Raw genomic sequence first — 20,311 nt, 5'->3', positions numbered from 1 at the left:
CTGCCGCCGTGTGAGCGTGGCAGCGGTTTTTTGTTGCCTTCAAAAATCGAAGAACACCGTTTCACCCTCCCCCTGAATACGTATGTCGAAACGATAAGCCGCCTTGCCATCCACCTCGCAACGCTGCGCTATCAGCGTTTCGCGACGCTGCGGTTGCTCGATCAGATTAAGCACCGGGCACTTCGCGTTGGCTTGTGGCTCATCGGCAAAGTACAGCCGGGTTTGCAGGTGAATATTGATCCCGCGGGCAAACAGCGACACATTGATGTGCGGCGCCATCGGCACCCCGGCGGCATTCTTCACCACGCCAGGCTTGATGGTATTGAGTGTCCACTCCCCTGCATCGAAGGTGGTGGCGGTTCGGCCGAAGCTGTTGAAGGCTTTTTCCGAGTCGAAGACCGGGTCGTAAACACCTTCATGATTGGCCTGCCAAAACTCCAGAAACGAGTCTCGCACCAGGTGACCGTTGCCGTCATAGACATGACCGATCAGCAGGATCTGTTCGCCCTCGGCACCCGACTTGGCCATCTGATTCCAGATTTCCTCAGGCCGTGTCGGGTTGCCGGCAGCCGCCAGCGCCAGACCGATATGCACGTAAGGGCCGGCCGTTTGCGAAGGGGTTTCGGGTAGCAGTTCGATAGGCATGGACGGACTCCTCAGCAGTTTTCGAAGTGGGTCTTGCGCTGACCGCGCAGCACGATGTCGAAGCGATAGGCCAGGCAATCCATCGGATTGGCATTACCCATGTCGAGCCGGGCGATCAGGCTCTGAACCGCGTCTGGGTTGGCGATCGACTTGACAATCGGGCACATCGGGATCAACGGATCGCCTTCGAAATACAGCTGGGTGATCAGGCGCGTGGCGATCGATGGCCCGCTGATGGAGAAATGGATGTGCGCCGGGCGCCACTCGTTCGGGCCATTGCGCCATGGGTAAGGACCGGGCTTGATGGTGCGGAAGCTGTAGTAGCCGTCACGGTCGGTCAGGGCCCGGCCGACACCGCCGAAATTCGGGTCCAGTGGCGCCAGGTAGCGATCATTCTTGTGCCGGTAGCGACCGCCGGCGTTGGCCTGCCACATCTCCACCAGGGTATGCGGGATGGGCTTGCCATATTGATCACAGACCCGGCCGGAAACGATGATCCGCTCCCCCACCGGCAACCCACCGTTATTGAAGTTGAGCAGCAGGTCGTTATCGAACCGGCCCATCTTCAGATGAGAGAAATCCGGGCCGCTGGTTTCGCTGGCCGACTGGGGAATGCTCACCAAGGCTTGGCGTGGAGAACGGGCGACAGAGGTTTTGTAATCAGGGGTCAGGGCTTTGGGGTGCCAATTACGGTCACGAATAACGAAACGACTGCTGTCTGCATCAGACATGTCGATCTCCTGTTGTTTGATTTATGGAGCACTGCTTGCGCAGTTTCAAACAACAGAAGGCTGGGGAACATTGAAAAACCGCCCTCGACACATAACCAAATGGTTATGGATAAACCCCTTCGCGATACGCCTGCCCTACCTCGCGCAGCACCTCGACACACCACTGGGCCGCCAGAGACAAGGGCAAACTGGCGTTACTGGAAATCCCCACCGAACCACCCGGTTCACGCTGCCCCAGATTGATCTCAACCAGTTCGCCGCTTGCCAGATCCAGGCGCACGGCATCCAGTGGCGCGATCCAGATCGCCTCGCTGGACAACACATAACGACGGCTCAGAGTCACGGACAAGGTTTCCAGACGCTGCCGCGATTGGCTGATGCCGCATTGCACGAACAGGCTGTCGGCAAATTTGCGAATCGTCGTCCCTGCCAGCGGCAGCACCAGCGGGAAATCTTCCAGAGCGCTACGCTCCAATGGCTCGGCCAGCAAAGGATGATCGGGACGCACCACCAGCGTCATGGATTCACTGTACAGATGCTCGAAAGTCAGCCCCTGAATCTCCGGGCTATCGGTCATACGGCCGACCACCAGATCCACATCGCCCACCCGCAACTGCGACAACAAATAGGCGCTTGGCCCGGTCACCACACTCACCACCAGCGCCGAATGGCGCTCGTGCAAGCGCCGTACAACCTCAGGCACCAGCAAGCTTTCCACCGTCGACAACACACCGAGTCGGACTTTGCCCGCCGCATATTCGCCACCGCGCAAGGTATTGACCCCATCACGCAGCGCCTGCACCGAGGGCCCGGCATAACGCAGAAAGGCAACCCCGGCTTCGGTCAGGTTCACACCACTTTTACTGCGTACAAACAGGCTTGCCGCCAGCAGCTCCTCCAGTTCCTTGAGCGTCTTCGACATCGCTGGCTGACTGACTGCCAAAGTATCCGCCGCCCGCGCCAGGCTGCCCTGACGAGCCATTTCAAGAAAGCACACGAGGTGACGGAATTTGATGCGGGTGTCGATGTTCACTACAGGGCCCCGTGAAGTTGCCTCGATGGCGGTCGAAACGTTTGCAGGCGATCTTAGCGCGCGCTCGATTTCCTGGCGACCGGAAGGGCTCACAACTCACATATGGATCCATTAAATCATTAAAAACCAGAATTAATTTGACAACACCCCGCAAACCACCATTAATGGATCCACTAAATAACAACAAACAACCTTGGAGAATCTCCATGTACCCCAAGAACACCTGGTACGTCGCCTGCACGCCCGATGAAATCGCCGACAAGCCGCTGGGCCGTCAGATCTGTGGTGAAAAGATGGTTTTTTACCGCGGGCATGAGGGCAAGGTGGCGGCTGTCGAGGACTTCTGCCCCCATCGTGGCGCGCCGCTGTCCTTGGGCTATGTGGAAAACGGCAATCTGGTGTGCGGCTATCACGGCCTGGTGATGGGGTGCGACGGCAAGACCGTGGACATGCCCGGGCAGCGGGTTCGCGGCTTTCCCTGCAACAAGACCTTTGCCGTGGTCGAGCGCTATGGCTTCATCTGGGTCTGGCCTGGCGATCAGGCGTTGGCGGATCCGGCGCTGATCCATCATCTGGAATGGGCGGTCAGTGACGAGTGGGCCTATGGCGGCGGCCTGTTCCACATCCAGTGCGACTACCGGCTAATGATCGACAACCTGATGGACTTGACTCATGAAACCTACGTTCATGCGTCCAGCATCGGCCAGAAGGAAATCGACGAAGCGCCGCCGGTGACCACGGTCGACGGCGACGAGGTGGTCACTGCCCGCCACATGGAAAACATCATGGCCCCGCCCTTCTGGCGCATGGCCCTGCGCGGCAATAACCTGGCCGACGATGTGCCGGTGGACCGCTGGCAGATCTGCCGCTTCACCCCGCCTAGCCATGTGCTGATCGAAGTCGGCGTGGCCCATGCCGGCCATGGCGGTTATCACGCGCCTCAGCAGTTCAAGGCGTCGAGCATCGTCGTCGACTTCATCACCCCGCAAACCGAAACCTCGATCTGGTACTTCTGGGGCATGGCGCGCAATTTCAACCCGCAGGATGAAGCCCTGACCGCGAGCATTCGCGAGGGACAGGGCAAGATTTTCAGCGAAGACCTGGAGATGCTCGAACGCCAGCAACAGAACCTGCTCAGCCATCCCGCGCGCAACTTGCTCAAGCTCAATATCGACGCTGGCGGCGTGCAGTCGCGTCGCGTTCTGGAGCGTCTGATCGCCAAGGAACAAGCCCCGCAGGAGTCAATGGCATGATCGAAGTGCTGGTGGTATCGCGCAACAACGAAGCCCAGGACATCTGCAGCTATGAGCTGGCCAGTGTCGATGACCGACCGCTGCCGGCCTTCAGCGCCGGTGCGCATATCGATGTGCACCTGCCCGGCGGCTTGATCCGGCAATACTCCCTGTGCAACCACCCCGAAGAACGCCATCGCTACCTGATCGGTGTGCTCAAGGACCCGACCTCCCGGGGCGGATCACTGGCCATGCACGAGCAGATCCAGCCCGGCACGCGCCTGCCGATCAGTGAACCGCGCAACCTGTTCCCGCTGGTCCATGAGGCCAGGCGCAGTCTGCTGTTTGCGGGCGGTATCGGGATCACGCCGATCCTGTGCATGGCCGAGCGCCTGGCCCACAGCGGCGCGGATTTCGAGCTGCATTACTGTGCCCGATCACGGGACCGTGCAGCCTTTGTCGAACGCCTGCAACACTCGTCTTTTGCCGACCGGGTGTTCCTGCATTTCGATCAAGAGCCCGAGACTGCGCTGGACGCGGCCAAGGTCCTGGCCATGCCTCAGAGCGACGTTCATTTATATGTGTGTGGCCCCGGCGGCTTTATGCAACATGTGCTGGACACGGCCAAGGCCGAAGGCTGGCAGGAGCAATGCCTGCATCGCGAGTACTTCGCCGCCGCGCCCGTCGACACGGGCGCCGATGGCAGTTTCTCGATCAAGGTCGCCAGCAGCGGTCAGGTCTTTGAGGTGCCGGCCGACAAGAGCGTGGTGCAAGTGTTGCAAAACCAGGGCATCGAGATCGCCATTTCCTGTGAACAAGGCATTTGTGGCACTTGCCTGACGCGGGTTCTGGAGGGTGTGCCGGAGCATCGCGACCTGTTCCTCACCGAGGATGAACAGGCCTGCAACGACCAGTTCACCCCTTGCTGCTCGCGCTCGAAAACACCGCTGCTGGTGCTGGATATCTGATAAACCGCGCTTATTCCGAGCGGAGAATGACCTTCATCCGCTCGTCAGCCGTCGCCGAGCCGAAGATCTCGGCATAGCGCAACGTGGCATTGGCGTGTTCGCGCATGATCGCTTCGGCACGCGCGCCCTGGCGGTTGACCAGGGCATCGAACACCGAATGGTGTTGCATGTGGGCATAGTTGAAGCGTCGGTATTCCCGGACCATGTCGTTGCGGTCCACGGCCAGGGCGGTCACTGAAGCGAAGGGCAAATGATCGTTGCGCGCCAGGGCGTCGGCGATCGCCGGGTTGTGGCTGCCTTCGACGATCACCTCGTGAAAACGCATGTTGAGGTCGTGATAGACCTCCAGGTCTTCTATGGTCACGTACCCTTTGTCGAACAGCTGATCGCCCTGCATCAGGCACTGTTCGAGGGTCGCCCGGGCTTCGTCCGAGAGCCCGCGCTCGGCGGTCTGACGCGCCGCCAGGCCTTCGAGTACGCCCCGCACTTCGACCGCACCGGCAATGTCATCGGGGCTGACTGAGCGCACCTGAAACCCGCGCCCGCCAAAACGCACCAGCAAGCCTTCCTGCTCCAGCGTGCGGAACGCCATGCGCACCGGCATCCGCGAAACACCGAACAGCTGCGCCGTGGGGATTTCCATCAACCGCTCGCCCGCCGCCAGCTCGCCCGAGGCGATCATCTTGCGCAACGCGACCAGCACCGTTTGACCGGGCTTACTCATCCAGGCAACTTCCAGAAAGGTGGGCCTGCATAGTAACGCAAAGAGGGTGACCCAAGGATTGGGTTGACTGCAGGGCGCCAAGTATTACCCCACGCCGTTTACAGAAGAAGTCCTGCACGCAGGATGGAAGGCTCCTCGCCGCGATACAGCGCCTCGACCTTGTCGGCGCGCCATTGCAACACCGCACGCTGATTGATCGAGCCCTTGTCGGTGATTTCACCACGGTCGATGGAAGCAGGTTCGTCGAGCAGCGCGATCCATTCCAGGCGGCTGGCATTACCGGTGGCGTCGCGGTTGAGCCGTTGCAGCCAATCGCCAAACCACTGACGCACCGGCGCGCTGGCCAGAACCTCGGCATCGCTGGCCTGGGCACTCAAACCGGCCAGACGTCGGCATTCATACAACCGGGGAAAGACCAGTGCACCCAGGCACTCGCGGTCCGGCGCGGCCACCACCAGGTCCTGAACATAGGGCGAACCTTCAAGCACCGCGCGATTGCGCAGCGGGCCGACGCTGACAAACACGCCGGAGCTCAGCTTGAAGTCCTCGGCGATGCGCCCGTCGAACATCAGCCCCAGTTGCGGATCACGGGGGTCAGCCAGTTTCAGCGCATCGCCGGAGCAATAGAAACCCTGTTCGTCGAACACCTCGGCGGTCTGCTGCGGCGCGCGCCAGTAGCCCGGCATGATGTGCGGCCCGCGAAAACGTCCTTCCAGCTTGCCGTCTACCGGCACCAAGCGCACTTCGCAACCGGGTGCCGGCAGGCCGATGTACCCGGCCATGGACAGCGGCCCAGTGGTGAACGTGCAGGACGGCGACGCCTCTGTCATGCCGAGCCCGGCCATCATGCGAATGCGTTCGCCACAATGCTGTTCGGCGACCCGGTCCAGGCGATCCCAAATCCTCTGGGACAAGCCGGCGGCGGCGAAAAAGAACAGCTTCATGCGCGAGAAGAAACATTCGCGCAACTCGCCGTCCTGCTCCAGGGCGTTGACCAGTTCTTCCCAGCCCTTGGGCACAGTCAGGTAGGCGGTGGGCGATATTTCCTTGAGGTTGCGCAGCGTTTCAGCAAAACCCTGAACGGTGGGCTTGCCGTCGTCCAGGTAAAAGGTGCCGCCGTTGTACAGCACGATGCCGACGTTGTGGCTGCCACCGAAGGTGTGATTCCACGGCAGCCAGTCCATCAGTACCGGAGGTTCTTCGCCGAACACCGGGAAGGTTTGCAACAGCATCTGCTGGTTGGCGCAGAGCATGCGCTGGGTGGTGACCACCGCCTTGGGCAGTTTGGTGGAACCTGAGGTAAACAGGAATTTGGCGATGCTGTCCGGCCCGGTGGCCGTAAAGGCGCAATCGGCCTCGGCACCGCCGGGTTGTTCCAGCAGGCTGGCAAAACTCACCTGACGGCGGCCCGGTACTTGGCCATGCACGGTAATCAGCGGCGTTTCGGCCGGCAGCACCGCGTCGATCGCCCGCTGATAGGTCGCGGCGTCACTGACGAATACCAGGCCCGGTTGCAGCAAGTCGCAGACATGCCGCAGCTTGGCGAAATCCTGGGACAACAACGAATAGGCCGGTGAGATCGGGCTATAGGGAATGCCGGCGTACATCGCGCCCAGGGCCATCTGCAAATGCTCGATGTCGTTGCCCGAGAGAATCGCCAATGGTCGCTCGGCCGACAGACCGTAACTCAGCAGGCTCTGGGCAATGGCGCGGACGCTGGTCAGCATTTCGGCGTAACTCACCCGGCGCCAGTCGCCGCCGCCCTGGCGAGCAGCGATAAAGGTCTGTTGCGGGCGCACCCGGGCCCAATGCACCAGGCGATCGAGCAAACGTACAGGCAACTTGGCCAAGGGCTCCAGGGAGCGCATATGCAGGATGCCCTGCTCTTCGCTGACCTCGACCGCAGGATGACCGATGGACACCTGGCGATAGCGCGGCGTCTTGGCTTCGGTCTGGGGTGGCGATCTGAATTCGGAACTCACGTGCTTGTCCTCCATCAAGGCACGCCACCGGCTCGCAGCGATGCGTTCAACCGGGGCATGGCAGCCTGTGGCTGCAGCCTTGTTATTGTTATATCTGGCCTGCACGCGGGCGGCGATCGCTCTCAAGCGCTCGTCGCCCGACGGTGCGGCGGATGCTCAGATCGGGTAGTGCCGCGGTCCGTTCTGCAAGGTCACCCAGCGCAATTGGGTGAAGTGCTCGATGGACGCCTTGCCGCCAAAACTGCCATAGCCGCTGGACTTGACCCCGCCGAAAGGCATCTGCGCCTCGTCGTGCACGGTCGGGCCGTTGATATGGCAGATGCCCGACTCGACTCGCTGGGCCAAGGCCAACGCGCGGCCGGTGTCGCGACTGAAGATCGCCGCCGACAAACCGAACTCGGAATCATTGGCCAGGCGCAGCAGTTCTTCATCACCCTCGCCACGCAGCACCACCGCCACCGGGCCAAAGGACTCTTCGCGGTACAGACGCATGGCGTCGGTGACGCCATCGAGCAAGGTCGGCTGCAGAATGCTGCCCTCCAGCCGGCCACCCGCGACCAGGGTTGCGCCCTTGCCGAGGGCGTCGTCGATCATCAGCTTGATCCGTTCGCCAGCGTTGCTGTCCACCAGCGAACCGAGCACCGAACCTTCGGCATTGGGGTTGCCGGCGGGCAAAGTGGCGATCTTTGCCGCCAGTTTGGCGACAAAGGCATCGGCCACTTTGGCATCGACGATCAGGCGCTCGGTGGACATGCAAATCTGTCCCTGGTTGAAGAAGGCGCCGAAGGCCGCCGCCTCTACCGCCGCGTCCAGGTCGGCATCCTCCAGCACCAGGAACGGCGCCTTGCCGCCCAGTTCCAGCAACGCCGGTTTGAGATGACGCGCCGACAGTTCACCGACGATTCGCCCGACATGGGTCGAGCCAGTGAAGTTGACCCGACGCACCGCCGGGTTGGCGATCAGCCGCTCGACAATCGCCGGGGCATCCTGGGGCGCGTTGCTGATGACGTTGACCACGCCATCGCCGAGGCCGGCGTCCTGCAACACCTGGCCGATCAGCCGGTGCACCGCCGGGCTCAGTTCCGACGCCTTGAGCACCACGGTGTTGCCGCAGGCCAGCGGCATGGCGATGGCGCGGGTGGCGAGGATCACCGGCGCGTTCCACGGCGCGATGCCCAGCACCACGCCGCAGGGTTGCCGCAGGGCCATGGCGAAGCTGCCGGGCACATCCGAAGGAATGACTTCGCCGTTGATCTGGGTCGTCATGGATGCCGCTTCACGCAGCATGTTCGACGCCAGATGCACATTGAAACCGTACCAGTTGGCCATGGCACCGGTCTCGCCGGCGGCGGCGATGAATTCCGCGCTGCGGGCCTGCAACTGCTCGGCGGCGCGCAGCAAGCGGGTGCGTCGCTCATTGGGGGCCAGGGCCGCCCAGGCGGGGAATGCCGCTTTGGCCGCAGCCACGGCGGCATCGGCATCTTCCAGGGTGGCGGCGGCAACCCGCGACACGATTTCGCCGGTCACCGGATTACGCCGTTCGAAGGTTCGACCGTCTCGGGCGGGGCACGACTGGCCGCCGATCAGCAGGGGCACGTCCAGCATGGTGATTCCTCTTTATTGTCTTTATCGGGAATACGTTCGAGGGGCTCACAGTAGCGCCTGGGCGCCGGGGCGAACAGCTGGCGGACGCTCGATCGCCCGGCCAGCTCGCCTTGTTCTCAACGCCGCTTCTCAACGCTGGAGCTCAGCGCTTGTAAGCCTGCAAACCGGGCTTGATGCTCTTGTCGTCGAGGAACTGCTTCATGCCCTGCTCGCGGCCACCTTCGGTGTCCAGCAGGCGCGACTGATCGAGCTTGGCGTACAGGTAATCTTCGTTCTGCTCCCAGGTCAGTTCGCGGCAACGCTTGAAGCCGTGCTTGGCCGCCCGCAGCACCACCGGGTTTTTCTCCAGCAGGTTGCGCGCCAGCTCGATCGTCACTTCACGCAATTGCGCCAGCGGAACACTCTCGTTGACCAGGCCCATCTCGGCGGCTTTCTGCCCACCGAAGGTCTTGCCGGTCATGATGTAGTACAGCGATTGGCGATGGCCCACGGTATCGGCCATGGCCTTGCTCACCAGGTTGCCTGGCGGAATGCCCCAGTTGATTTCCGACAGGCCGAAGGTCGCTTCATCGGCGCAGATCGCCAAATCGCAGGCCACCAGCGGGCTGAAACCGCCACCGAAGCACCAGCCGTTGACCATGGCGATGGTCGGTTTGGCGTACATGCGCAGCAGTTTCCATTGCCATTGAGAAGCTTCGCGGCGGATTTTTTCCTGAAGGATTTCCGGGCCGGCGTCCACTTCGCGGAAGTATTCCTTGAGGTCCATGCCCGCAGTCCAGGCTTCGCCCGCACCGGTCAGCACCAGTACACCGGCGTCCGGATCCTGCTCCAGGGTTTCCAGAACGTCGATCATCTCGCGGTTCAGGGTCGGGCTCATGGCGTTGCGTTTTTCCGGGCGATTGAGAATGACCCAGGCGATGCCTTCCTCGATTTCCACTTTGACGGTTGTCCAGCGACCTTCGTAATTGCTCATGGCGATGCTCTCTTGTTCTTGGCTTGACGATGGGTAAAAACTAAACTGCAAATATAGTTATGTCAATTAACTATTAATAAAATTAACCGAGTTGTTTTCGTGCCTGAAACGGGCGCAGCGCCCAGAAATCTGAAAGAGGTCGTGGCTATCCCCGACCAATCTCGGCAAACTAGATAGCCTTCTTAACCGCCCCCCGAGGATTCACCCTGCAATGGCCAAGTCTTCCAAGATTGCCGCCGCCCCCGAGGCGTCTGCCGACAGCCCCGAAACCCAGGCGTCGCTGGACGCAGCCCTCGACGACCTGATCGGTTACGCCATGCGCCGAGCGCAGCTGAAACTGTTCCAGAACCTGATTGGCCGGCTCTCGGCCCACGACTTGCGCCCGGCGCAGTTCTCGGCCCTGGCGATCATCGACCAGAACCCCGGGCTGATGCAGGCCGACCTGGCCAAGGCGCTGGCCATCGAGCCACCGCAAGTGGTGCCGCTGCTGAACAAACTGGAAAGCCGGGCGCTGGCGGTGCGAGTGCGCTGCAAACCGGACAAACGCTCCTACGGGATTTTTCTCAGCAAGACCGGCGAAACCCTGCTCAAGGAGCTGAAACTGATCGCTGCCGAGAGCGACATGGATGCCACGTCCGCCCTCGACAGTCAGGAACGCGAAGAACTGCTCAGGTTGCTGAAGAAGGTCTATCAGGCCTGAAACGACTTACCAGATCGGCACGGTGTAGAGCACCAGAAAGCGGGTCTGGTTTTCATCGCGAAACGCCGCGCCGGTGGGGAAGTCATTGCGATAGATCGACTTGCGCGCCATCAGCCCGACGTTCTTCAGCGGGCCACTCTGGATCACATACCCCAGCTCCATCTGGAACTCCCGCTCCTTGCGGTCGTCGGCATTCAGCGCCGCCAGTTCGATATGGTCACCGCGCACATAACGCAGCCGGCTCTTCAGGCCGGGCACCCCGGCGGCGGCGAAGTCATAGTCGTAGATCGCCTGCCAGGTCCGCTCCTTGGCATTGAGAAAGTCCGAGCTCATGGTCAGCTCACTCATGCCCATCAACTCGGTGCCCGACACGTAAGGCGTCGCGGTGTCACCACTGGAGTGCATATAGCCCAGGCTCAGGCGATGGCCGCCAAAGCGATAACCGAACAACGCCGAGAGGTTGCGGTTGTCCACCTTGCCGGCCTTGGCGCTGCCGTCCTCGTCGCTGAAAAAACTGCGCAAGTCAGTGGTCAACGTGCCCTCGCCCACCTGTAGATTGTGCAGCAGCGCCAGGGTGTTCTGCTGATACAAGTCCGCCACTTCAGCATGATAGGCACGCAGGCTCAGGTCCTTGTTCACCTGGTAATCGCCGCCTACATAGGCCATGTGCGACGAGGTGGCCGCGCCGTTGAAACGCCGGTTCGGCGAGGCGATGCTCATCGCCTGATAGTCGGTGGAATCACGCTTGTTGATGCGATCGATGTAGCCGGTATTGAAGGTCAGTCCGTCGAAGTCCTTCGAACTGAGCGTGGTGCCGCGAAACGTCTGCGGCAGCAGCCGTGACGGGCTGGCGAACGCGAACGGCAGGAAGATCGACACATCGCCGGTCTTCACTGTGGTCTGGGCAAAGCGCATTTTGGCGGTCATGGCCAGGCGCGAATATTCGTCCGCCGCCCGCTTGTCGCTGGCGGACACCGGCAGCAACTCGGTGCCGCTGCGGTCTGGCGACGAGTCCAGCTTGACCCCCATCAAGCCGCGGGTGTCCAGACCGAAACCGACAGTCCCCGGGGTAAAGCCTGACTCCACATTCATGATGAAACCCTGGGCCCATTCCCGGGCCGCGGTCTTCGCACCGTCGTCCTTGTAGTCCCGATCCAGGTAGTAATTGCGCAAGGTCAAGGTGCCGTGGCTGTCATCGATGAAGCCTTCGGCCAGCGCCGGAGTAGCAATCACACTCAAGCCCAACAGGGCCAGGCAACGTGCGCGAACAGGTAAGGCTGAGGTCGCCGCAAGGGCGTCCCGAGGGAGGTTTGGCATGTTCGATGTCCACTTATTGTTGTTGTTTTTTGAACGGGATCGTCGGGCTTGTCCCAAGGATCTCCGGCCAGAGAATGGAAACGCCTGAAGGCGGCGTCAACCCACAATGACCGATAAACGAACATTAATATTATTATCTATTTTATAAATTCATCCTCAACTCCACGCCATCACATTGATTTTAATGAAATTAATGGCATTTTTAAGCCGAGAACCTTACCCATTCATTTTTTAGTTATCTTTGTTAATCTTAATTCCAGCCTGTTATCGCCTGCTGCGAGCAGGCTCGCGTTCCCCCTCAGCCCCCAACAAAAACAATAACGAGGTTCGCCATGGACACCCCATCACGTCGCACGACGCTGACCATCGCCCTGTGTTTTATCGTTGCACTGATCGAAGGCTTCGACCTGCAAGCCGCCGGCACCGCCGCCGCGGGCCTGCGCCAGACCTTTGCCCTGGACCCGAAAATGATGGGCTGGGTATTCAGCGCCGGCATTATCGGCTTGCTGCCGGGCGCCTTTTTCGGCGGCTGGATCGCCGATCGCATCGGCCGCAAGAAAATCCTCATCGCGGCGGTGCTGCTGTTCGGCGTGTTCTCCCTCAGCACCGCCTACGTCAGCAGTTTCTCAACCCTACTACTGGCGCGCTTCATGACCGGCCTCGGCCTGGGCGCTGCCCTGCCCAACCTAATTGCCTTGTGTGCCGAAGCCGTGGGTGAGCAACGTCGCGGTACTGCGATCAGCATCATGTATGCCGGCGTGCCGTTGGGCGGCGCACTGGCGGCGGTGGTCGCCATGCTCTTCACCGAGCATTGGCAGACGACCTTCATCATCGGTGGTCTCGCGCCCTTGCTGGTGGTGCCACTGATGGTCCTGCTGCTGCCCGAGTCCAGCGCCTTTCGCCAGCAACAAGGCAGCGTCAACCTGGCGCGCGCTTCAACCGGCCAGGCACTGTTCAGCGAGGACCGGGCCCGCGTCACCTTGGCGTTGTGGCTAAGCTACTTCTTCACCCTGACCGTGATGTACATGCTGCTCAACTGGCTGCCATCGCTGTTGCTGGAACAGGGTTTCAGCAAACCCCAGGCGGGACTGGTGCAGATGCTGTTCAACATCGGCGGCGCCCTCGGCTCCCTGCTCGGCGGGCTGCTGCTGGATCGCTGCAACGGCATCAAAGTGGTGCTGTTTGTCTACGCCGGGTTGCTGGCGGCGCTGGCCGGGGTCGGCCTGTCGGTGGGCATCGTCCCCATGGCCATCGCCGGTTTTTCCGCCGGGTTGTTTGTGATGGCTGCGCAGTTGGTGCTTTACGCCCTGGCACCGCCGTCGTACCCGACTTCGGTGCGCGCCACCGGCGTCGGCGCGGCGGTGGCTATCGGTCGCCTCGGATCGGTGGCCGGCCCCTTGGCCGCGGGGCAGATTCTGGCGGCCGGGGCTGGCACCACTGGGGTGCTGCTGGCGACGTCTCCTGGGTTGTTGATCGCAGCACTGGCGGTCATCAGCGTGATTGCCCGGTCGGCCGAGCCGCAGTTGCGTACGGCGAACCCGGTTGCGGATAAAACCTGACCGGGGTGAACGCCTTGTAGCAGCTGCCGAGCCTGCGAGGCTGCTGCTACAGACGGTGTACCGCTGCCCTTCAGCTCTCCTTGACCCACTGCCCATGCCGGCTCGCTTCAGGCTTTTTTGCAAAGACCTTCTGCGGCAGCAGCAACCAGGCCAAGGCCGGCAGCAGGATCAAGGCACCGAGCATGTTCACCAGGAACATGAAGGCCAGCAGGATACCCATGTCAGCCTGGAACTTGATCGGCGAGAAGGCCCAGGTCGACACCGCGACCGCCAGGGTCATGCCGGTCAGCAACACCACTTTGCCGGTGAACAACAGCGCCTGGTAATACGCCTGGGCCAGGGTGTCGCCGGCACGCATTCGAGCCAGGATCACACTCAAGACATAGAGCGCGTAGTCGATGCCAATGCCCACGCCCAGTGCGATGACCGGCAGTGTCGCGACTTTCACCCCCATGCCCAGCCCCACCATCAGCGCCTCGCACAGAATCGAGGTAAGCATCAGCGGCAGCATCGCGCACAGGGTTGCGCGCCAGCTGCGGAAGGTCAGCAGGCATAACAGGCTGACCGCGCCGTAGACCCAGAACAGCATCTCGCGCATGGATTTTTTCACCACGATATTGGTCGCGGCTTCGATCCCGGCGCTGCCGGCGGCCAGCATGAACTTGACCTCTGGCACCTGATGCTCAGCGATAAATTTCTCGCTGGCCTGCACCACCCGATTCAAGGTATCGGCCTTGTGATCGGCCAGGTAAACGTACAGCGACAACATCGAGCAGCCCTGATTGAACAGCTCCCGCGGTGCACGGGTTTGCACGGCGCCCAGCGCGCCGTCATTGGGGATCAGCTCGAACCATTTGAAGTTGCCTTCGTTGTAACCGGCCGTGGCGATCTTGCTCAGCGCCGCCATCGAGGTGGTCGATTCCACGCCGGGCAATTGCTCCAGTTGCCAGGCCAACGCATCCACCGCGGACAGGCTCGCGTAGCGGGTGCACTGATCTTCCGGCGTTTTGATCATGACCACGAAAATATCCGAGCTGGCCGCATAGTTCTGGGTCATGAACAGCGCGTCGCGGTTGTAGCGTGAGTCGGCGCGCAACTCCGGGGCGCCGGGATCGAGATCGCCGATCTTCAGGTGCAGGCTCACGGCAAAACCGAACACTGCCAGCAGCAGACCGCCCAGCATCGCGCCGATGGCCCAACGCCGTTGGGTGAACAAATCGAGCACGCGCCACAACGGATGCTTGATCTGCGCCTGCAGCTCGGCGGTTTCCGAACTCAGGCTGCGTTGCGCCGCTGCCGGGCTGACGCCGATATAGCTGAGCAGGATCGGCAACAAGATCAGGTTGGTGAAGATCAGCACCGCCACGCCGAGGCTGGCGGTGATCGCCAGTTCCTGAATCACCCGGATGTTGATCAGCAGCAACACGGCGAAGCCCACCGCATCACAGAGCAACGCGGTCATGCCGGCGGCGAACAGTCGGCGGAAGGTATAACGCGCGGCCACCACCCGGTGGGTGCCGCGACCGACGTCCTGCATGATGCCGTTCATCTTCTGCGCGCCATGGCTCATGCCGATGGCGAACACCAGAAACGGCACCAGCGCCGAGTAGGGGTCCAGCTCATAACCGAGGATGGCGAGCAGACCCAGCTGCCAGAGCACCGCCACCAGCGAACAGGTCACCACCACCAGAGTGCTGCGCGCGCAACGGGTGTAGCCAAACAGCACCAACACCGTCACCAGCACCGCCACCACGAAGAACAACAAGACTTGGGTCAACCCCTCGATCAAGTCGCCGACGATTTTGGTGAAACCGGTGATGTGAATCCGCAGGTCATCGGTCTGGTACTTGTCCCGCAGGGCTTCCAGTTGCCGGGAAAACTCGCCGTAGTCCAGGGCCTTGCCGGTCTGCGGACTGATGTCCAGCAACGGCACGAAGATCACGCTGGACTTGAAGTTGCCGGCCACCAATTGACCGACCTCACCGGAACGGGCGACGTTGGTCCGCACCTGCTCGATGCTGGCCGTCGAGCCATCGTAGTCGTCGGGGATCACGGTGCCGCCATCGAGCCCCTCCTCGGTCACGGCGGTCCAGCGCGTGGTCGGGGTCCATAACGATTTCATGTACGGTCGGTCGACACCCGGCAGCAGATAGAGCTCGTCGTTGAGCCTGGCCAGGGTGTCGAGGTAGTCCTTGGTGAAAATGCTGCCCTGTTTGACCTCCACGGCGATCCGCAGCGAGTTGCCCAGACCGCTCAACTCGCTGCGATTCTCCAGAAAGTTGGCGACGTAGGGATGCCCGGTGGGAATGGTCTTCTCATAACTGGCATTGATGCCGATGCGCGTGGCTTGCCAGCCGAGCACCAGCGTCACCAGCAGACACAGCAGGATCACCAGCGGTCGATGGTTGAAGATCGCCCGCTCGGCGAAGTTGCCCGATGCCTGGTCGAAGTCTGCCAGGCGGCCGATCACGGTTTGGGTTTTGTCGTCTTTCAAGTCTGACTCCTGTTGCACGGGCCATGGCCCGATAGCGCTACACCGTGAAGTTTCAAGGTTTGCCCAAGCCCCGCGGATCCTGGTCAGCGGCCACGCCGCTCAAACCGACGCTGGCCAGGCTGCCGTCGGCCGCCTGTTGCACGGCCGCGACCGTCCCGCCGCTGCGGCTCTGACGTTTGTCGAAGCTGCGACCCTGGTCATGACTGAATAAAAGTTCGCCGCCCTGGCTGGCTAACAGCAGGCTGCCATCGCGCAGTTCGATGGCGCTCGCCAGCGTTGATTCGATGCCGGTGTCCAGGCGTCGCCAACTGCCGCCACGGTCATCGGACCACCAGGCATTACCGCGCAAACCATAGGCAATCAAGGCGCCGCCACGGGTGCCGAGCAACCCGAAAAAGCTGCCTTCATAAGGTGACTTCAAGGCCTGGAACGAATGCCCGGCATCGGTCGAACGCAACAGCAAACCGCGCTCCCCCACCAGCAGCAGGTCGTTGCCCGAGACGCGAATGCCATACAGGTTCAGGCCCTGCGGATTGTCCACATGCTGCATCCACGGCTGCCAGCTTCGCCCGCCGTCGTCGGTGCGGTAGATCTGGTTGTAGGCGCCAACGACGTAGCCATGCTGGCGGTCACTGAAGTACAGGTCGAGAAACGGTTTATCCGGTCCGTCGTCGAGCATCTGCCGGGCCTGCGCCAGATCGCTGGCGCCGTCCGGTTGATTGGCATCGCGCTCAGCGGCCTGCACCGCCAGCGCGGCGGCACGCTCACCGTCGAGTTGCTTGTGCCAGGTTTCACCGCCGTCCTCGGTGTGCAACACCACGCCCAGATGACCGACCGCCCAGCCTTGCTCGGCATCGACGAATTGCACCGCCGTCAAGCTGACGCTGACCGGCACACGGGCCTGGCGCCAATTGACTCCAGCGTCATCCGAGAGCAGCACAATCCCGCGCTCGCCGACCGCCACCAGCCGCTCACCGGCCCGGGTCAGCCCGAGCAATGCCGCGCGCTGGGCCTTGGCGGTCGACAGTGCCGGCTGCTGCAGTACTGCAAACGTGCTCGCCTGGGCGTTGAACACACACGCCATCAAGCCCAATGCCAGGACGCACGCGCCCCGGCGCAGGCCGAAGCCCGCATAGCGTTTTTGCCCCATCATGTCTGTATCCCACTCGCAAAGTCACAGGCGACCGCAGCGCGCACCCTCACCCGCCGCGGCCTCCCTCAGGTTCAACGCATGTTTTCGTTGGCCATGGCATCCGGCGTGAAGTAGGACGCCGAAGGTTTCGCGACTTTCTGGTACTGGACCGTCAGGTCGTTGCTCGATGAGTTGAGGAAGTAGGCGCCGGTGTCGAGGTTGTAGCTGCCCCACATAACCTGTGCGGTGAGGGCCGGCAGGTCCGGCGCCAGCAGCGTCAGCGAATACATCTGCCGTCCGAGTTTGCCCTGGGCGTCATACCCGTCGGCCATCAGGATCTGCCAGGAGTCTTCGTCGATGTAGTAAGTGCGACGCGGTACCACATGGCGCTTGCCGGATTTGAGCGTGGCCTCGACCACCCAGACCCGATGTTTCTCCCAGCGCACCAGGTCAGGATTGAGGAAGTTCTGTTTGACCAGGTCGTCGCTCTTGGCCAGAGCGGCGCGGTTATTGTTGTAGGCGACGATCAGTTCTTTCTTGCCCATCAGCTTGAGGTCGTAGCGATCGGTAGGCCCGAACAGCATGAACGCTTCGTCGAACAGACCGACCCCCGAGGTCACGAAGTCCGGGGTGTCGTAGGCAATGTTCGGCGCCCGACGCACCCGGCGCTGGCCGACCAGATACTGCCAGGCCGCACGGTTGGCCGGGTCCAGGTCCCAATGGGTCATCAGGCCTTCGCCGGCCTTGGACGACGGCAACTCGGTCAGCAGCTTGCCCACCAGGTACTTGCCGGAAAAGTTTTCCAGGCTGCCGCCTTCGACGTAGTAGGGAAACTGGTAGGTGTATTGGGCCCGGGTCGCCTGGACTTTCTTGCCGCCGGCGGTCATCAGCCAGGTATCGAAAGGCGAGCTGATGGTGTCGCCGCCCTGCCAGGACAACCGATAGTTCCACAGCACTTGGGCGCCGTTTTCCGGGATCGGGAACGGGATGCCGCCATAAGCGCTGGCAACTTTCTCGCTCGCCACGTCCAGCGTGGCGCGGGTGGCATTCTTGCCGGTGTTGTCATACACCCATTGCGGAGCCGCCGCCGAGCGATGGGTCGGGTACACGTCCAGGCGATAGTCCGGGTATTTCTTGAGCAGCAACTTGGTGCCTTCGGCCAGTACATTGGCGTACTGCTCCATGTTCGAGGCCTTGATCGAATACAGCGGTTTTTCACCAGCGAATGGATCGGGACGTTTGTCACCTGGCTTGTAGCCCGGCGCGACCTTGGTGTAGCCGCCATCCCAGGCCGGGATGCTGCCGTCGGCATTGCCGGCGCGCTCGCCGCCAAGGGGGGTCAGTTCAGTCTTCAAACGGGCAGCCTGCTCAGGTGACACCGCTGCCTGCGCCAGGCTCATGCCGGCAAGGGCCAGGGTGAGGACGCAAATGTTCAGAAATGCTTTGTTCTGCATGGCGAATCCACCTTATTAGAATGAGGTTTTCACGTAGAGCGAGACGAAATCGCGGTCGGCCAGCGACTGTCCGTAACTGAAATTGCCGTCCTCGCGCAGCCCGGCTTTCGGGGCGCCAAAGAAGTTCACGTAGTTCAGGCCGACATCCCAGCGTTGCAGGTAGGTGGCCTTGAGCCCGACACTCCAGTCGCCGGAATGGGTATTGCCGAAGCCCGATTTGTTGACCGCCGAAGAACGCCCATCGAGTACCACGCCCAGGCCGATCGGCACGGTCAGGTCGATCCCGTCGACGATCTGGAAGTACGCCGGCTCCACCAATACCCGCAGCGCCGTGGCATCGCGGGTGGTGTTGGAATCCAGCGCTGCGGCGTTCTTGGTGACGCTCAAGGTGCGGTTCCACGCCAGTTCGGCCAGTGCCGAGCCGCCATCCCAGAAAGCGGTTGGCGATAACAGGTAAATCGCCGACAGGTTGGCGTGAGCGGTTTTGCCCCGGGCAAACAGCACATCATCGCCGCCATCGGCCTCCATGCCAGGGGTCACCACCTGCAGATTGCTCACCAGCGGCGCATTCCAGCGTATGGAGGTTTCACCGGCAAAGTTAAACGGCCCATAAGCGGTGGAGAAGCTGACGCCGGCGGTCTTGATGTCTTCGGCGTAGACCTGACGATAGGAACTGAGGATCGGCAGCCCAGTGGCCGCCGCAGCCGCACCGTCGAGGTAGGCGTACAGGCCAGTCGGCGTTTTGTCGTGATACTGCGCGGCGTAGAAACCCAGCTCCAGCTCGGTGCCGGTCGGCTTGAAGCGGATCTGCATACCACCCTGCCCCGAATTTCTCGGTTTCAGATCGCCGGCGTTCACCGTGTCGTTGCCGAACACTTCGCGCAGTGAACCGCTGCCGTAACCGATGGCATCGACGTCGCTCAGGTAGCTGCCGGCGCCGGGCACATTGGAACGCTCCCACTCGAACTGGTAGTAAGCGCCCACCGACAACTGCGGGTTGATCTGCAACTGCCCGGAAATCTGATTGACCGGACGCAGGATCTCCTTGAACTGGGTCCCCGGCACGCTGAGCAACTTGACCACATCGGTCGGGCCCTGGGCATTGGCGATGCCGTTGCCACCGTAGAACAGGCTTTCGCCGTAGATCAGGCTGTGTCGGCCCAGACGCGCCACGCCCTGGGAGTCTTCACCGAGGTCACCGCGCAGGAACACGAAGGCGTCGAGAATTTCCGCGTCGCGACCGTGAAGCTTTCGGGTTTCGCTGAGGAAATGCGTTTGTTCGCTGCTGTCGGTGTCCTGGTTGTAGATATCGTCGTACCAGGCTGCGCCGCTCACGCGCAGCCCATAGTTTTGCCGGCTGAGGTCCATTTCGGAAAACAGGTCCAGACGGTTGGAGACCAGACCGCTGCTGAAGTTTTTATCGCCCTGACTCTGGATCGAGGGATACAGGCCGTTGGCGGTCGGTGCGTTGATCAATCGGCTGTCCTGCCCTTGCAGCCGCCAGGCCTGGCTGTACTTGATGGTGTTGTCCCAACGCAGTTTCCAGTCGGAATCCCCCAGGTCCATTTGCATGGCATCGGCCCTTTCGACTATCACTCCGGCGCCGCATAACGCCAGGAACAGGGTGCAATGCTTGAAACGAAAGCAACGTTTAACGTTGTCCATGGACGCTCCTCATTATTTTTATTTTTGGCATGGCTTTGCACGCATGGCGCCAGCCAACACGCTCGGGGCGCGGCTTGCGCCGCTGTCTAGGTATGCG

16 protein-coding genes are annotated in these 20,311 nt (G+C 61.7%); 4 read left to right on the top strand and 12 right to left on the bottom strand.

The window, feature by feature from the left end; all coding sequences use genetic code 11:
- Window positions 1–39 precede the first annotated feature (39 nt).
- The 3 genes from pcaG to pcaQ all read right to left on the bottom strand — a co-directional run bounded on the left by pcaG (window position 40) and on the right by pcaQ (window position 2,409).
- Window positions 40–645 carry a protocatechuate 3,4-dioxygenase subunit alpha gene (gene pcaG, locus HCU66_RS08240; protein ID WP_205888005.1) on the bottom strand — a complete coding sequence of 202 codons (606 nt, stop codon included), beginning with the start codon at window positions 643–645 and terminating at the stop codon, window positions 40–42.
- Between the two features lie 11 nt (window positions 646–656).
- Complete coding sequence (gene pcaH / locus HCU66_RS08235; protein WP_205888004.1) at window positions 657–1,376, bottom strand: protocatechuate 3,4-dioxygenase subunit beta; 720 nt, start codon at window positions 1,374–1,376, stop codon at window positions 657–659.
- 103 nt (window positions 1,377–1,479) lie between these two features.
- The gene (gene pcaQ, locus HCU66_RS08230; protein ID WP_205888003.1) at window positions 1,480–2,409 is read right to left on the bottom strand and encodes a pca operon transcription factor PcaQ; all 930 of its coding nucleotides are present in this window, start codon (window positions 2,407–2,409) and stop codon (window positions 1,480–1,482) included.
- Window positions 2,410–2,615: 206 nt separating this feature from the next.
- Here pcaQ and HCU66_RS08225 point away from each other — a divergent pair, with 206 nt between their 5' ends.
- Together HCU66_RS08225 and HCU66_RS08220 are read left to right on the top strand one after the other, a co-directional pair.
- Window positions 2,616–3,662, top strand: coding sequence for an aromatic ring-hydroxylating oxygenase subunit alpha (locus HCU66_RS08225; RefSeq protein ID WP_205888002.1), 1,047 nt, complete (start codon window positions 2,616–2,618; stop codon window positions 3,660–3,662).
- Window positions 3,659–4,609 (top strand): PDR/VanB family oxidoreductase, encoded by a 951-nt coding sequence (locus tag HCU66_RS08220; RefSeq protein WP_205888001.1) that lies wholly within the window; start codon window positions 3,659–3,661, stop codon window positions 4,607–4,609. The genes HCU66_RS08225 and HCU66_RS08220 overlap by 4 nt, the downstream gene beginning before the upstream one ends.
- A gap of 10 nt (window positions 4,610–4,619) precedes the next feature.
- On the opposite strand, the gene HCU66_RS08215 is transcribed toward HCU66_RS08220, so the two are convergent.
- The 4 genes from HCU66_RS08215 to HCU66_RS08200 form a co-directional block, all read right to left on the bottom strand.
- Window positions 4,620–5,333, bottom strand: a complete 714-nt coding sequence (locus tag HCU66_RS08215; protein ID WP_205888000.1) for a GntR family transcriptional regulator — start codon at window positions 5,331–5,333, stop codon at window positions 4,620–4,622.
- A gap of 98 nt (window positions 5,334–5,431) precedes the next feature.
- A complete protein-coding gene (locus HCU66_RS08210; protein ID WP_205887999.1) occupies window positions 5,432–7,315 on the bottom strand; it encodes an AMP-binding protein in 1,884 nt (627 codons plus the stop codon).
- A 156-nt stretch (window positions 7,316–7,471) separates the two neighbouring features.
- Window positions 7,472–8,920: an aldehyde dehydrogenase gene (locus HCU66_RS08205; protein ID WP_205887998.1), complete on the bottom strand. Its 1,449-nt coding sequence runs from the start codon at window positions 8,918–8,920 to the stop codon at window positions 7,472–7,474.
- Between the two features lie 142 nt (window positions 8,921–9,062).
- Window positions 9,063–9,893, bottom strand: coding sequence for a p-hydroxycinnamoyl CoA hydratase/lyase (locus HCU66_RS08200; RefSeq protein ID WP_007895816.1), 831 nt, complete (start codon window positions 9,891–9,893; stop codon window positions 9,063–9,065).
- A gap of 211 nt (window positions 9,894–10,104) precedes the next feature.
- On the opposite strand from HCU66_RS08200, the gene HCU66_RS08195 reads away from it, so the two are divergent.
- Window positions 10,105–10,593 carry a MarR family winged helix-turn-helix transcriptional regulator gene (locus HCU66_RS08195; protein WP_205887997.1) on the top strand — a complete coding sequence of 163 codons (489 nt, stop codon included), beginning with the start codon at window positions 10,105–10,107 and terminating at the stop codon, window positions 10,591–10,593.
- Between the two features lie 6 nt (window positions 10,594–10,599).
- Here HCU66_RS08195 and HCU66_RS08190 read toward each other — a convergent pair whose 3' ends face one another.
- Window positions 10,600–11,910 (bottom strand): OprD family porin, encoded by a 1,311-nt coding sequence (locus HCU66_RS08190; RefSeq protein WP_205887996.1) that lies wholly within the window; start codon window positions 11,908–11,910, stop codon window positions 10,600–10,602.
- Between the two features lie 332 nt (window positions 11,911–12,242).
- Between HCU66_RS08190 and mhpT the strand changes: the two genes are divergently transcribed.
- Window positions 12,243–13,469: a 3-(3-hydroxy-phenyl)propionate transporter MhpT gene (gene mhpT / locus HCU66_RS08185; RefSeq protein ID WP_205887995.1), complete on the top strand. Its 1,227-nt coding sequence runs from the start codon at window positions 12,243–12,245 to the stop codon at window positions 13,467–13,469.
- Between the two features lie 70 nt (window positions 13,470–13,539).
- Here mhpT and HCU66_RS08180 read toward each other — a convergent pair whose 3' ends face one another.
- The 4 genes from HCU66_RS08180 to HCU66_RS08165 form a co-directional block, all read right to left on the bottom strand.
- Window positions 13,540–15,963 (bottom strand): efflux RND transporter permease subunit, encoded by a 2,424-nt coding sequence (locus HCU66_RS08180; RefSeq protein WP_205887994.1) that lies wholly within the window; start codon window positions 15,961–15,963, stop codon window positions 13,540–13,542.
- A 52-nt stretch (window positions 15,964–16,015) separates the two neighbouring features.
- Entirely contained in the window at window positions 16,016–17,116 is a 1,101-nt protein-coding gene (locus tag HCU66_RS08175; protein WP_205887993.1) for a WD40/YVTN/BNR-like repeat-containing protein, read from the bottom strand.
- A 71-nt stretch (window positions 17,117–17,187) separates the two neighbouring features.
- Window positions 17,188–18,549, bottom strand: coding sequence for a DUF1329 domain-containing protein (locus tag HCU66_RS08170; RefSeq protein ID WP_205887992.1), 1,362 nt, complete (start codon window positions 18,547–18,549; stop codon window positions 17,188–17,190).
- Window positions 18,550–18,564: 15 nt separating this feature from the next.
- The gene (locus tag HCU66_RS08165) at window positions 18,565–20,214 is read right to left on the bottom strand and encodes a DUF1302 domain-containing protein (RefSeq protein WP_205887991.1); all 1,650 of its coding nucleotides are present in this window, start codon (window positions 20,212–20,214) and stop codon (window positions 18,565–18,567) included.
- Between the last annotated feature and the right edge of the window lie 97 nt (window positions 20,215–20,311).

This window comes from Pseudomonas frederiksbergensis, assembly GCF_017114915.1.
GTDB lineage: Bacteria > Pseudomonadota > Gammaproteobacteria > Pseudomonadales > Pseudomonadaceae > Aquipseudomonas > Aquipseudomonas frederiksbergensis_I.
Note: the sequence above shows the minus strand (reverse complement) of the source record. Positions and strands in the feature narration are given on the sequence as shown.

Excerpts from the sequence above, each read along its gene's own strand:
- HCU66_RS08205 (WP_205887998.1), bottom strand. The coding sequence starts at position 8,920 with ATGCTGGACGTGCCCCTGCTGATCGGCGGCCAGTCGTGCCCCGCCCGA.
- HCU66_RS08170 (WP_205887992.1), bottom strand. The coding sequence starts at position 18,549 with ATGCAGAACAAAGCATTTCTGAACATTTGCGTCCTCACCCTGGCCCTT.
- HCU66_RS08215 (WP_205888000.1), bottom strand. The coding sequence starts at position 5,333 with ATGAGTAAGCCCGGTCAAACGGTGCTGGTCGCGTTGCGCAAGATGATC.
- HCU66_RS08220 (WP_205888001.1), top strand. The coding sequence starts at position 3,659 with ATGATCGAAGTGCTGGTGGTATCGCGCAACAACGAAGCCCAGGACATC.
- pcaG (WP_205888005.1), bottom strand. The coding sequence starts at position 645 with ATGCCTATCGAACTGCTACCCGAAACCCCTTCGCAAACGGCCGGCCCT.
- HCU66_RS08195 (WP_205887997.1), top strand. The coding sequence starts at position 10,105 with ATGGCCAAGTCTTCCAAGATTGCCGCCGCCCCCGAGGCGTCTGCCGAC.
- HCU66_RS08175 (WP_205887993.1), bottom strand. The coding sequence starts at position 17,116 with ATGATGGGGCAAAAACGCTATGCGGGCTTCGGCCTGCGCCGGGGCGCG.
- HCU66_RS08200 (WP_007895816.1), bottom strand. The coding sequence starts at position 9,893 with ATGAGCAATTACGAAGGTCGCTGGACAACCGTCAAAGTGGAAATCGAG.
- HCU66_RS08225 (WP_205888002.1), top strand. The coding sequence starts at position 2,616 with ATGTACCCCAAGAACACCTGGTACGTCGCCTGCACGCCCGATGAAATC.
- HCU66_RS08165 (WP_205887991.1), bottom strand. The coding sequence starts at position 20,214 with ATGGACAACGTTAAACGTTGCTTTCGTTTCAAGCATTGCACCCTGTTC.
- HCU66_RS08190 (WP_205887996.1), bottom strand. The coding sequence starts at position 11,910 with ATGCCAAACCTCCCTCGGGACGCCCTTGCGGCGACCTCAGCCTTACCT.
- pcaH (WP_205888004.1), bottom strand. The coding sequence starts at position 1,376 with ATGTCTGATGCAGACAGCAGTCGTTTCGTTATTCGTGACCGTAATTGG.
- mhpT (WP_205887995.1), top strand. The coding sequence starts at position 12,243 with ATGGACACCCCATCACGTCGCACGACGCTGACCATCGCCCTGTGTTTT.